Below are 12,190 nucleotides of genomic sequence, written 5' to 3' on the forward strand. Positions count from 1 at the left end.
CACCGCGCCCGTTGAATAGCAGTCTCGACATCGGCTCCATCATGAGGCAATCTCAACTCGATTCCCGCCATGCGGAGTTTTTTTCACGGTGCAATGTGCTTGAAATACGTCATCTCAAAACCCTTCATGCCCTGCGCGAAGCCGATAGCCTGGTAGAAGCTGCCGAGCGGCTGCACCTGACGCAGTCAGCCCTCTCCCATCAATTCAAGGAATTGGAGGACCGACTTGGCCTTGCCCTCTTCATTCGCAAGACCAAGCCGGTACGTTTCACCAGCGCTGGCTTGCGGCTGTTGCAACTGGCCGACGCTACCCTGCCGCTCATGCGCGGCGCGGAGCGCGATATCGCCCGGCTGGCTGGAGGTACGGCCGGGCGACTGCACATGGCGATCGAGTGTCACAGCTGCTTCCAGTGGCTGATGCCTACCATCGATCAGTTCCGCGACGCCTGGCCGGAAGTGGAACTGGACCTGGCCTCCGGTTTCGCCTTCGCGCCCTTGCCGGCCCTTGCCCGCGGCGACCTGGACCTGGTGGTCACTTCCGACCCCGTGGACCTGCCTGGCATCACCTATGTGCCGCTGTTCACGTTCGAGGCCATGCTTGCCGTGGCCAACCAGCATCCCTTGGCAAGCAAGCCCTGGATCGAACCGGAAGACCTGGAAGATCAGACGCTCATCACTTACCCGGTGGAACGCGATCGCCTGGATATCTTCACCCGGTTCCTTGAACCGGCCGAGGTTGAACCGGCAGCCGTGCGCACCGCCGAACTGTCGGTGATGATGATGCAGCTGGTCGCCAGCGGGCGCGGTGTCTGCGGCATGCCTCATTGGGCACTGCATGAATACAGCTCACGCGGCTACGTCAAGGCGCGGCGCCTGGGCGAGAAAGGCCTGTTCGCCACCCTCTATGCCGGCATCCGCACGGACATGCTCGATGCGCCCTTCATGCGGGATTTCCTGCTCACGGCCAAGGACACGTCCTTCGCCACCCTGGATGGCGTCAGCGCGGTTCGCTGAAGCCTACCCTGCCCAGCGGCCCTTGCAAGCCTTGCCTCGAGGCGCCATAAAGGTGGCATGAACCTGCCGCCTTCAGACCTCATTCTCGATGCCTTCCACCCTGCCGTGCAGCGCTGGTTTCGGCAGAGTTTTCCCACTATCACGCCAGCCCAGGCGGCCGCCTGGCCGCTGATCGCGGCTGGGCAATCGGTGCTGGTGGCTGCGCCTACCGGCTCGGGCAAGACGCTTACCGCCTTCTTGGCCGTACTGGACGAACTGGTGCGCCGCGCGCTCGGCCCCGAAGGGCTGCCGGAGCAGACCCAGGTGGTCTATGTGTCACCGTTGAAGGCATTGTCCAACGACATCCAGATCAACCTGCAACGCCCCCTGGCCGGGATCAGCGAGCAGCTGGAAGCCATGGGCTCGCCGCCATTGCGCCTGCGTACCGCGGTACGCACAGGCGATACGCCACAAAAAGAACGCGCAGCCATGCGCCGAACGCCGCCGCATATCCTGGTCACTACTCCCGAATCGCTCTATGTATTGCTGGGCTCCGAGGGTGGTCGGCAATTGCTGGGCAATGTCAGTAGCGTGATCGTCGATGAAATTCATGCCGTGGCTGGTAGCAAGCGCGGCAGCCACCTGGCCTTGAGCCTTGAACGCTTGCAGGCGTTGACTGCTGCGCCGCTGCGGCGCATTGGCCTATCCGCCACGCAAAAGCCCATCGAGCGCGTGGCCAGGTTCCTGGTGGGCCATCAACGTACCTGCGCGATCGTCGATGTGGGCCATGCGCGCCCTCGCGACCTGGCTCTGGAAGTACCGCCGGTTCCCCTTGGCCCCGTCATGGCCAACGACGTATGGGAGCTGGTCTACGAGCGCCTCGCAGTGCTCGCCCGGGAGCACCGGACCACGCTGGTTTTCGTCAACACTCGACGGCTGGCCGAACGCGTGACCCGGCACCTGAGCGACCGCCTGGGACGCGATCGGGTGGCGGCCCATCACGGCAGCCTGGCGCGAGAACAGCGACTGGGCGCAGAACAGCGACTAAAGGCCGGCGAGCTCCGTGTGTTGGTTGCCACCGCATCGCTGGAGCTGGGCATCGATATCGGTGAAGTGGAGCTGGTCTGCCAGATCGGCTCGCCACGTTCCATCGCCGCCTTCCTGCAACGGGTCGGCCGTTCCGGCCATCAGGTAGGGGGCACCCCCAAAGGCCGGCTATTTCCCACCTCGATGGAGGATCTGATCGAATGCGCGGCACTGCTCGATTGTGTCCAGCGTGGCGAACTGGACGAAGTGATGATCCCGAAAGCACCGCTGGATGTGCTGGCGCAGCAGATCATCGCCGAAGTGAGTTGCCAGGAGTGGCATGAAGCCAGCCTATTGGCCCTTATGCGTCAGGCCATGCCGTATGAACAGCTCTCTGAAGCGGACTACCATGAGCTGCTGGCCACACTTGCCCAAGGCTACAGCACCCGCCAAGGGATCCGCGGCGCCTACCTGCATCGGGATACGGTCAGCGGCACGCTGCGTGGTCGACGAGGAAGCAGGCTCACTGCCGTCACAAGCGGCGGCACCATCGCCGACAACGCCGACTACAGCGTGATCCTCGACCCGCAAGGGCTGAACATCGGCAGTGTCAACGAGGACTTTGCCGTGGAAAGCCTGGCCGGCGATGTGTTCCAGCTTGGCAATGCCGCCTACCGCATCCTGCGCGTGGAGAGTGGCCGGGTGCGGGTGGAAGATGCCAAGGGCATGCCGCCCAACATCCCGTTCTGGTTGGGCGAGACACCGGGGCGCAGCGATGAGCTGTCTCGCTCGGTAGGGCGACTGCAAGGCGCCATCGACCATGCCTTGGGTGTCAGTCAAGGACAGCTCGAACCGGTGCTGGCCTGGCTCACCACGGATGTGAGGCTCGACGTCGCCAGCGCCGAGCAGATACTGGAATACCTCGCCCGCACGCGCCAGGCGCTGGGCGCGCTACCGTCCCAGGAGACCCTGGTGATGGAACGCTTCTTCGATGCATCCGGCGGTACGCAACTGGTCATACACAGCCCTTTCGGGAGCCGCGTGAACCGCGCCTGGGGGCTGGCCTTGCGCAAACGCTTCTGCCGCACCTTCAACTTCGAACTGCAGGCAGCGGCCAGCGAAGACGCCATTGTCCTTTCCCTATCCACCAGTCATAGCTTCGCCCTGGATGAGGTATGGCATTACCTGAATAGCGAAACGGCGGAGTCCGTACTGATCCAGGCGTTGCTCGATGCCCCCCTGTTCGGCGTGCGCTGGCGCTGGAACGCGGCAACCGCCCTTGCCCTGCCCCGCTATGCCGGTGGTCGCAAGGTGGCGCCCCAGTTGCAGCGGATGAAAAGTGAAGACCTGATCGCCAAGGTCTTTCCGGACCAGATCGCTTGCCTGGAAAACCTCGCGGGCGAACGGGAAATCCCTGATCACCCACTGGTGCGACAAACCCTCGACGACTGTCTGCACGACGCCCTGGACAGTGAAGCCTGGCTCCGCCTGTTGCAGCGGATCGAAGCCGGGCAGGTGCGTCTGCTCAGCAGGGACCTGCCTGCGCCATCCCCCTTGGCCGCGGCCATTCTCAATGCCCGCCCCTACGCGTTCCTGGACGATGCACCACTGGAGGAACGACGTACCCAGGCCGTGTTGAGTCGCCGCTGGAACGACCCGGCCAGCGTCGACGACATGGGCGCCCTGGCGCCTGAAGCCATCGCCGCCGTGAGCGAAGAGGCCTGGCCGCGACCCCGGGGCGAGGATGAAATGCACGAGGCCTTGATGACCTTGGCAGTGATCACGGCAAGCGAGGCTCAGGCCAACGAACACTGGCCAGGCTGGCTGGCGCGCCTGGCCGCCAGCGGCCGGGCTGGCCAGGTGCTTGTGGGGCTGGAAACGGTGCTGTGGTTTCCCCGGGAGCGGCTGGCCTGCATAGGTGCAGCCTACCCCGACGCGACTATCGCCCCCGCCTTGGCCAACCTGCCTGGCTTCGAGCAATCGTGGGAACAGGAAGACGCCCGGCTGGAGCTGATTCGCTGCCGCCTCGCCGGTTTCGGTCCCTTGTCTGCAGCGGAACTCGCCGCGCCCCTCGGCCTGCCTGATAGCAGTGTGAACCAGGCCCTGGCGCGCCTGGAAGGCCAGGGCTATGTGATGCGAGGCCGCTTCCGATCCGATATGGAAGATATGCAGTGGTGCGAGCGTCACTTGCTGGCGCGCATTCATCGCTACACGGTCAAGCGCCTGCGCCGTGAAATCGAACCGGTATCCTTGCAGGATTTCACCCGTTTCCTTTTCGATTGGCAGCACCTGTCGACACAGACACGAATGCAGGGCAGCGCAGCCCTGACCCAGGTGATCACTCAGTTCGAAGGGTATAGCGCGCCTGTGAGCGCCTGGGAGAGCGACTTGCTGCCGGCACGGGTGAAGGGGTACAGCGGAGCCTGGCTCGATGAAGCCTGTCGCTCCGGGAAAACCCTATGGCTGAGGCGGGCCGGGAGCGGCAAGGGAAGCAGCGCAACCCTCAAGGCCACCCCCATCATGTTGCTGCCCAGGGCGCAACTGGCCTTGTGGCAAGCCTTGGCCGAGGAGGTACCGGTGGCCGAGCCTGGCCCTCGGGCGCAGAGAGTCCTGGACGCACTGCGCGAGCACGGCGCCCTGTTCTTCGATGAACTGCTGGACGAAGCACGGCTGCTGCGCAGCGAACTGGAAAATGCCTTGGCCGAGCTGGTAGCCAGCGGACGGGTAAACGCCGACAGCTTCGCTGGCCTGCGGGCCTTGGTGACGCCAGCCTCGAGCCGCCAGCAACGCAGTCATCGCCGGGGCATGGGCGCTTTTATCGGCGGCATGCAGGACGCCGGGCGTTGGGCCCTGCTGCGTCGTCCCGGCACGCCTCCCGAGCGCGCGGAGCAACTGGAGTATCTGGCGCGCACCCTGCTGCGCCGCTACGGCGTCGTGTTCTGGCGCCTGCTGGAGCGCGAGGCCGACTGGCTGCCCAGCTGGCGCGAGCTGTTGCGCGCCCTGCACCGGCTGGAGGCCCGGGGGGAGATTCGCGGGGGGCGTTTCATCGCCGGTTTGCCGGGCGAACAGTTCGCCCTGCCCGAAGCCATCCCTCTGTTGCGAGAGGTCCGCCGCAGGCCCCTGGACGGCAGCCTGGTCAGTGTCTGCGGGGCGGACCCGCTGAACCTGGTGGGCACGCTGCTACCCGGAACCCGGGTGCCTTCCGTGGCCGCCAACCGTCTGGTCTACCGCGATGGCATTCCCGTCGCGGCGATGATTGGCGGCAAACCGGTGTATTGGACCGAGCAGGACGTCGCCCTGCACGAGGCGCTGGTGCGCAAGGCGTTCTGGTAGCCCGCCGGATAGCTCGTCAGGCGTTGCCGGCCAGGCGCAGGCGCGCTGCCTGGGTGAAATCCAGCATCCGCTTGAGTGGGCGGATCGCCTGGGGGATAAGCGCCGGGTCGACGAATATCTCGTTGCTGCCCTCGCGCAGGCACTCCAGGGTGCGCTGCAAGGTGTTCATGGCCATCCAGGGGCAATGGGCGCAACTACGACAGGCCGCGCCGTTGCCCGCCGTAGGTGCTTCGATGAAGGTCTTGTCCGGGCACAACTGCTGCATCTTGTAGAAGATGCCGCGGTCAGTGGCCACGATGAAGATGGGGTTGGACATGCGCTGGGCCGCGGCGATGAGCTGGCTGGTGGAGCCTACCGCATCCGCCAGGGCGATCACGGATTCTGGCGACTCGGGGTGCACCAGTACGGCCGCCTCCGGATAGAGTGCCTTGAGGTCCTCGAGCTGACGCGACTTGAATTCCTCGTGAACGATGCAGGCACCGTCCCAAAGCAGCATATCTGCCCCGGTGTGCTTCTGGATGTAGCTGCCCAGATGGCGATCCGGCGCCCAGAGGATCTTCTCCCCATTGTCCATCAGGCTTTCCACGATCTCCACGGCGCAGCTGGAGGTGACTACCCAATCCGCGCGAGCCTTCACTGCCGCCGAAGTATTGGCGTACACCACCACGGTGCGGTCCGGATGCTGATCGCAGAAAGCGGAAAAGGCTTCCACCGGGCAACCAAGGTCCAGGGAGCAGGTAGCATCCAGCGTAGGCATGAGCACGCGCTTTTCCGGGTTAAGGATCTTCGCGGTTTCACCCATGAAGCGCACCCCGGCTACCAGCACCGTGCTGGCGCTGTGCTGGTTTCCGAAACGCGCCATCTCCAAGGAGTCTGACACGCAGCCGCCGGTTTCCTCCGCCAGGGCCTGGATGACCGGATCGCAGTAGTAATGGGCGACCAGCACCGCGTCCCGGGCCTTGAGTTCGGCGGCAATGGCGCGGCGGTATTCGGCCTCTTCGGCGGCGGTGAGCGCAACGGGCTGACGAGCGTCCAGGTGGGCCTGGACCAGCAAGCGTTCGGAAATATGTGACATGAGGCAGACCTGCAAGCGCTGATGTGTGCGGTGAGCACTATACACCCACCAGCGCTGGGCTCGCTGGCAGTTGTACAGGCGCGCGCAGGCTATACCGAAAGACGGCCCGGCAAAAGCCATCTTGCCGTTTGGGGTGCCGCGATCAGCCGGAAGGTGGCTCGAACAGCTCCGCCAGGCGCGGCACCTGCCAGTTGGCCGCCAGCACCAGGGGCATCGGACGGCCGGTCAGGTAGCCCTGGACTCTGTGTGCGCCCAGACGGCGTAGCGTGAGCAGGTCGGCTGTGGTTTCCACACCTTCGGCGACGACGCTGGTGTCGGTTTCCCGGGCGAAGGCAATCAGGGCGGAAGCCATCGCCCGCCGCTGTGCGTCGTGCTCTATGCCCTGGGTCAGGGCCATGTCGAGCTTGATGATGTCAGGTCGCAGTTGCAGGATATGGCGCATGCTGGCATACCCGGCCCCGGCGTCGTCGATGGCCAGGCGCACTCCAGCCGTGCGATAGGGTACCAAGGCATTGCTCAGTGCGTCGTAGTCGGGCACCACGCAATGTTCGGTAAGCTCCAGCACCAGCCTGGCAGGATCATGATCACTGATAACCTTGGCCAGGCGCCCCGACAGGAGTAGCGCTGGAGAGCAATTGAGGGTCAGGTAGTGCGAGGCAGGGAGCTGGCCAAGCCCTTCAAGGGCCTTTTCCACTGCCCTTACTTCCATCTCAAGGCCCAGGCCGGCCTCCGCGGCCTCCTGGAACCACAGGTCCGGACTTCGCTTGGGTTGCGAACTGAATCTGGACAAGGCTTCCCAGCCCGCGATGGTACCGTCGCCCAGGCTGACGATGGGTTGGTAGACGACGTTGGGCTGGGCCTGGGCCAGGGCAGCACAGATTATCCGGTGCTTGCGCAGGCGCTCTTCCTTGGCGTGCTGGTCCATTTCCAGGCGGTCGGCGATCAGCTCGGCGAATACCTTGAGCATGCCCAGATCGCGCGTTCCAAGCGTCGTGTCGGCCAGGGCGGAAAAGCAACAAAGGGTGCCGTAGATTTGCCCATCGCTCAGACGAACTGGAACGCTCAGGTGCGCTCCGATAGGCAAGGCGCGGGTTTCAGGAATGCTCATGGCCATAGGGACCTGAGCCGTATTGGGGATCAGTTCGGGGAGCAGGCCATCGACGACCTTCTTGCAATAGCCCGCTTCCAGAGGCAAAACGTCGCCTGGCTTGAGCGGCGCAACCGCGCGAGCGTCCACATGAGTGAAAACGCGATCCCTCTCGCGAAAGCGGGAAACGAAGGCAACATCCATGTCCAAATGCGTGCGCAACGCCCGCAAAACCCTGTTGATACCTTCATCCCCTGCTTCCTGCGGGGGCCTCAAGGCCACTACATTGGTCAACTGCTGCATTGACCGACCTCCTTGTAAAAGCCGATACCTACAAGATAGTTCTATACCCCTTGTACCCGCCACCGATCGGTGAAGGCAGTTGAGTCATCTCCCGCACCATTCGTCGGCCGGGAAGACCCGGGGCTAGCGGCCTTCCCGTGCTGATTCAATCAGCCTTCACCGCGCCGACGGTTCCCGCCGTTACTGTGCTGGCCGCCAATCCGGGCCTTTTCCGCACGATCGGTCTTCACATCTACTGGGGCCGGCGCGCCTCGGCCATGGCCAGACTTGTCTTGATCGGAAGAGCCATAGGTTGGTTTGTGATGATTGGTCATGCTGTACCCCTTATAAGAGAGATTGCACAACCTTGGAATACCGAAAGTGGCTGGCAGTTGCGAAGAACCGCCGAACGGTCTGGCGCTCCGAAATATTGGAGTATTAAATAAACAAAGAATGGGTATTTTGAAAAATTCGTAGGAAGCCTGCGCGTGAAGCACCAGCAGATTCGATACTAATGAAAACGCCTGAACTTGCAGCAACATCGCCTAGGTAGATGTTGTGCAAGTTCAGGCGCTTGTACAATCAAGCTGAGGCTTTGCTTTCAGCTCGACGCCGTGGTGGTACTGCTCTTGGCCGCGCCGCGATGGCTGCGACGGCCTCCCTTGCGACCCGCTTCGGCTGCCCTGGCCGGGTCGTTGGCGAAATTGCCACCAGACACACTCCCCCCCTTGCGGCCGGCTTCAGCCGCGCGCGCCGGGTTGTTTGCAAAGTTACCCGCATTCTTACTTTTTGCTGCCATGGCGATATCCTCCTGGATGTGGGTCGCTACATAGTTATGGAAGCAAGTCTACTGAATTAGTTTTTATATTCTCCGAGGCAAGCTGACAAACGGTTGGCCGCGAAAATCAAACTAGTCGGTATCGAAATCGAAACTTCCATATGGATGAGGGAGTTACTTGCAACGTTGCGCTTGCCCTTCGAAAGCGTCAGTCTTTTGTACGTATCGTCGTGTGCGAAGCACGGCGCTTGAACGCTGGCCATTTCTGAAGCTCTGATACCAGTACTCTGAGGTTCTTACCCCTGCTGCCTCGCCCTGGCGCTGGCCAGTGGCGTTTGCTCGGAGCCTTTGACAGACCTGGCCGCTTACCGCCACTGTTGCACCCTGAACGCTTCCGAGGCAGGGCTGGGTGCTCTGTGGCGCGGCGTCCAGTGCTTTTTCCTATCTTGTGGAGCAAAACCGTGGCGGAGCCCGAAGACCGACCGAATTTCCGAGCCGATGATGGCGAACCGGCCTTGCTCAGCCGCTTTGGGGTAGGCGCGCAGCCCAGCCTGGGCGCGCTCAACTCCAGCGTAAGGGTGCCGCAGACAGGCAGTTGGCTTCGCCGCCTTCTGGCGTTCGCCGGCCCTGGCTATATGGTGGCTGTGGGTTACATGGACCCTGGCAACTGGGCCACGGACCTGGCCGGCGGCTCGCAATTCGGCTACCTGTTGCTGTCGGTCATATTGCTGTCCAACCTGATGGCCATCGTACTCCAGGCCCTGGCCGCCCGTCTGGGTATCGCCACCGGTATGGACCTGGCCCAGGCCTGCCGGGCTCATTACAGCCGCCCAGTGCGTATTTTCCTCTGGCTGGCCTGCGAACTGGCGATCATCGCCTGTGACCTCGCAGAAGTAATAGGCACGGCCATTGCCTTGAAGCTTCTGTTCGATATACCGCTGATCTGGGGGGCCATCCTGTGCGCGGCGGATGTATTCCTGATCCTGCTGTTGATGAACCGAGGCTTCCGCTGGCTGGAGGCGTTCGTAGTGGCCCTGCTCACCCTGATTTTCGTTTGCTTCGGCGCGCAAATGGTGATGTCACAACCCGTCATTGCGGACATCCTCCAAGGGTTCGTGCCCAAGGCCGAGATCGTCACCAACCCGGCAGCGCTCTATCTGGCCATCGGGATCATCGGGGCGACGGTGATGCCGCACAATCTTTACCTGCATTCTTCCATCGTGCAGACCCGCGCTTACGAGCGCACCGAAGCCGGCAAGCGCCTTGGCCTGCGCTGGGCCGTGACGGACAGCACCATCGCCCTGAGCCTGGCATTGTTCGTGAACGCCGCCATTCTGATTACCGCCGCGGCGGTGTTCCATGCCGGCGGGCGAACGGATGTGGTCGATATCGAAAAGGCCCATGAGCTGCTATCGCCCATGCTGGGCATCGGCATCGCTTCGACCCTGTTCGCCGTTGCGCTGCTGGCTTCGGGAGTCAATTCCACGGTCACCGCTACCCTGGCGGGACAGATCGTGATGGAAGGCTTCCTGCACCTGCGTATTCCGGATTGGGCACGGCGCCTGATCACCCGCGGCATCGCGGTGGTGCCGGTGGTGGTGGTGACCGCGCTTTATGGGGAGCGAGGCACTTCCCAACTGCTGGTCTTCAGTCAGGTAATCCTGTCGATGCAATTGCCCATGGCGGTGATCCCGCTGGTGCGCTTCGTCACTGACCGTAACAAGATGGGCTCGCTCGTGGCCGGACGGGGACTGGCCGTCGTGGCCTGGCTGATCTCCGCCGTCATCGTGGTCTTGAATGTGAAACTGTTGGTGGGGGCAGTGCAGGAGTGGCTCTGAACCGAGCCTGAAGGGAGCTGGCCGAGCACTGCCCGGCCAGTGGATGAAGCTTACTTGGCGTCGCCACCATGGGCAGCGGCCAGCTTCTTGGCAGCTTGCAGGTGCGCTTCGAGCTTAGGCAGGGTTTCCTTGGCGAAGGCCTTGAGGTCAGCATCTTTGCCTTCGTTGGCTTCTTTCTTGAAGATCTCGATAGTCTGCTCGTGAGCCTTGACCTGGTTGTTGGCGTAGGAGCGATCGAAGGACTCGTCACGGATGTCCAGGATCATCTTCTTGGCCTTGTCCATCAGCTCTGCGTCAGAGGCGACTTCAAGCTTCTTCTGGGTAGCGATGGACTTGAGCTTTTCGTTCGCCTTGGTGTGATCATCGATCATCATCTGGGCAAAAGTTTTCACGTCCTGGGACTGGCTCTTCTGCAGCGCGGATTTACCCGCTTCGATTTCCGCGATGCCTTTGGCAGAGGCGTCATCGACGAAGTCCTCGGCATCGGCCGCGAACGCGGTGTGAGCGCCCAGCAGAAGGAATGCGCCACAGATGCCGGCTTTGAGCGTGTTGTTCATACGGATCGTCCTTTTCGTGAATGACAGGCAGACGCGCCAAGCGCGCATCATCTTTCCTTCAGACGGAACAAGGGCGCTGGGGTTCCGGTTTTTTTCCCCGCACGCGGAGCCCAGCGCTGGAGACTGGCCCCGGCGAACCTGCCGTGGGTTGCGGCCTGGCATCGATGTACGGATCATGAGCCATCGACAGGGATCATCAGGGCACTCGGACTCATGAGCAAAAAGGCTTCCGCGACCATCACCGATGTGGCTCACCGGGTCAATGTCACCACTATCACCGTGTCTCGGGCCTTCAACAAGCCTCACCTGGTCAAGCCAGATACTCTGGAACGCATCCTGGCCGCGGCGCGGGAACTGAATTACGTGCCCAACGCCTTTGCCCGCAGCCTCAAGCGCAGCGAAAGCATGATCGTCGGCGTGGTCACCGCCTCGGTGGACAACCCTTTCTACAGTGAGATGATCAAGGCCATTTCCCGGGAGGCCAAACAGCACGGCTACACCATCATGCTGATCGATACCGACGGCCTGGCGGACGTAGAAGAGAAAGCCATCGAGACCCTGCTGGGTTATCGCGTCGCCGGCATCATCCTGTCACCGGTTTCCGATGAACCTGGCTACCAGCCCGGTTACCTGGGGCGCTTGCGTAACGGCGAGCTGCCGGTGGTGCAGTTGGACCGGGCCCTGGCCGACGCGCCTTTCAGCCAGGTGGTTCTGGACAACTACCATAGCGGCCTGAAAGGCGCCCAGTACCTGCTGGATAAAGCCCAAGGGCTTGAACGATTGCTGGTGCTGACCGGTCCGGCGGGCTCCAGGATCAGCCATGACCGTCTGCAAGGGGTAAAGACCGCCCTGGCTAACGCTGGTCACCCGGTTCAGCTGGACGTGCTGGCCGGCGACTACACCCTCGAGCCAGCCTACCAGGCGACCCTGGCCTACCTGCGCGATCACCCCTTGCCCGACGCGCTGTTCGGCTTCAACCAGCTGATCACCCTGGGCGCGCTCAAGGCGCTGCGCGAGCGAGGCGTTCATCGTAGCGACCTGGCCATCTGTGGTATTGACCGCCTGCCGTTCGCGGATATCTTCGAGTTCCCGGTACCCTGTGTGGCTCATAACGGTACCTGGGCCGGTACCACGGCCATGCGGCTGTTGCTGGAGCGTATCCGTGACCCGCTGCGGCCACGGGCTCGAGAGGTGGTGGTGGGCGAGCTGGTTAACGCTTAGG

7 protein-coding genes and 1 pseudogene are annotated in these 12,190 nt (G+C 62.8%); 4 read left to right on the top strand and 4 right to left on the bottom strand.

Features of this window, described 5'->3' with window-relative positions; genetic code table 11:
- The first annotated feature begins 95 nt into the window (after positions 1-95).
- Together metR and BN1188_RS08940 are read left to right on the top strand one after the other, a co-directional pair.
- Positions 96-1,013 (top strand): transcriptional regulator MetR, encoded by a 918-nt coding sequence (metR, locus tag BN1188_RS08935; RefSeq protein ID WP_040261044.1) that lies wholly within the window; start codon positions 96-98, stop codon positions 1,011-1,013.
- A gap of 57 nt (positions 1,014-1,070) precedes the next feature.
- Positions 1,071-5,351 (top strand): DNA glycosylase AlkZ-like family protein, encoded by a 4,281-nt coding sequence (locus BN1188_RS08940; RefSeq protein WP_040261045.1) that lies wholly within the window; start codon positions 1,071-1,073, stop codon positions 5,349-5,351.
- 16 nt (positions 5,352-5,367) lie between these two features.
- Here BN1188_RS08940 and nadA read toward each other — a convergent pair whose 3' ends face one another.
- The 3 genes and pseudogenes from nadA to BN1188_RS08955 form a co-directional block, all read right to left on the bottom strand.
- Positions 5,368-6,426, bottom strand: coding sequence for a quinolinate synthase NadA (gene nadA / locus BN1188_RS08945; RefSeq protein WP_040261046.1), 1,059 nt, complete (start codon positions 6,424-6,426; stop codon positions 5,368-5,370).
- Between the two features lie 142 nt (positions 6,427-6,568).
- On the bottom strand, positions 6,569-7,816 hold the full coding sequence (locus tag BN1188_RS08950) for a sensor domain-containing phosphodiesterase (protein ID WP_040261047.1): 1,248 nt from the start codon (positions 7,814-7,816) through the stop codon (positions 6,569-6,571).
- 625 nt (positions 7,817-8,441) lie between these two features.
- A pseudogene (locus tag BN1188_RS08955) lies at positions 8,442-8,573 on the bottom strand (general stress protein); the annotation flags it as partial.
- A gap of 551 nt (positions 8,574-9,124) precedes the next feature.
- On the opposite strand from BN1188_RS08955, the gene BN1188_RS08960 reads away from it, so the two are divergent.
- Positions 9,125-10,411, top strand: coding sequence for an Nramp family divalent metal transporter (locus BN1188_RS08960; RefSeq protein WP_408633598.1), 1,287 nt, complete (start codon positions 9,125-9,127; stop codon positions 10,409-10,411).
- 50 nt (positions 10,412-10,461) lie between these two features.
- On the opposite strand, the gene BN1188_RS08965 is transcribed toward BN1188_RS08960, so the two are convergent.
- Positions 10,462-10,968 (bottom strand): DUF4142 domain-containing protein, encoded by a 507-nt coding sequence (locus tag BN1188_RS08965; RefSeq protein ID WP_040261049.1) that lies wholly within the window; start codon positions 10,966-10,968, stop codon positions 10,462-10,464.
- A 213-nt stretch (positions 10,969-11,181) separates the two neighbouring features.
- Here BN1188_RS08965 and BN1188_RS08970 point away from each other — a divergent pair, with 213 nt between their 5' ends.
- Positions 11,182-12,189 carry a LacI family DNA-binding transcriptional regulator gene (locus BN1188_RS08970; RefSeq protein ID WP_040261050.1) on the top strand — a complete coding sequence of 336 codons (1,008 nt, stop codon included), beginning with the start codon at positions 11,182-11,184 and terminating at the stop codon, positions 12,187-12,189.
- Position 12,190: the final 1 nt, after the last annotated feature.

The sequence above is a fragment of the Pseudomonas massiliensis genome, assembly GCF_000826105.1.
GTDB lineage: Bacteria > Pseudomonadota > Gammaproteobacteria > Pseudomonadales > Pseudomonadaceae > Aquipseudomonas > Aquipseudomonas massiliensis.

What these genes read in the sequence shown, in the direction of transcription:
- BN1188_RS08940 (WP_040261045.1), top strand. Translation starts at nt 1,071, where the DNA reads ATGAACCTGCCGCCTTCAGACCTCATTCTCGATGCCTTCCACCCTGCC.
- BN1188_RS08965 (WP_040261049.1), bottom strand. Translation starts at nt 10,968, where the DNA reads ATGAACAACACGCTCAAAGCCGGCATCTGTGGCGCATTCCTTCTGCTG.
- BN1188_RS08950 (WP_040261047.1), bottom strand. Translation starts at nt 7,816, where the DNA reads ATGCAGCAGTTGACCAATGTAGTGGCCTTGAGGCCCCCGCAGGAAGCA.
- nadA (WP_040261046.1), bottom strand. Translation starts at nt 6,426, where the DNA reads ATGTCACATATTTCCGAACGCTTGCTGGTCCAGGCCCACCTGGACGCT.
- BN1188_RS08970 (WP_040261050.1), top strand. Translation starts at nt 11,182, where the DNA reads ATGAGCAAAAAGGCTTCCGCGACCATCACCGATGTGGCTCACCGGGTC.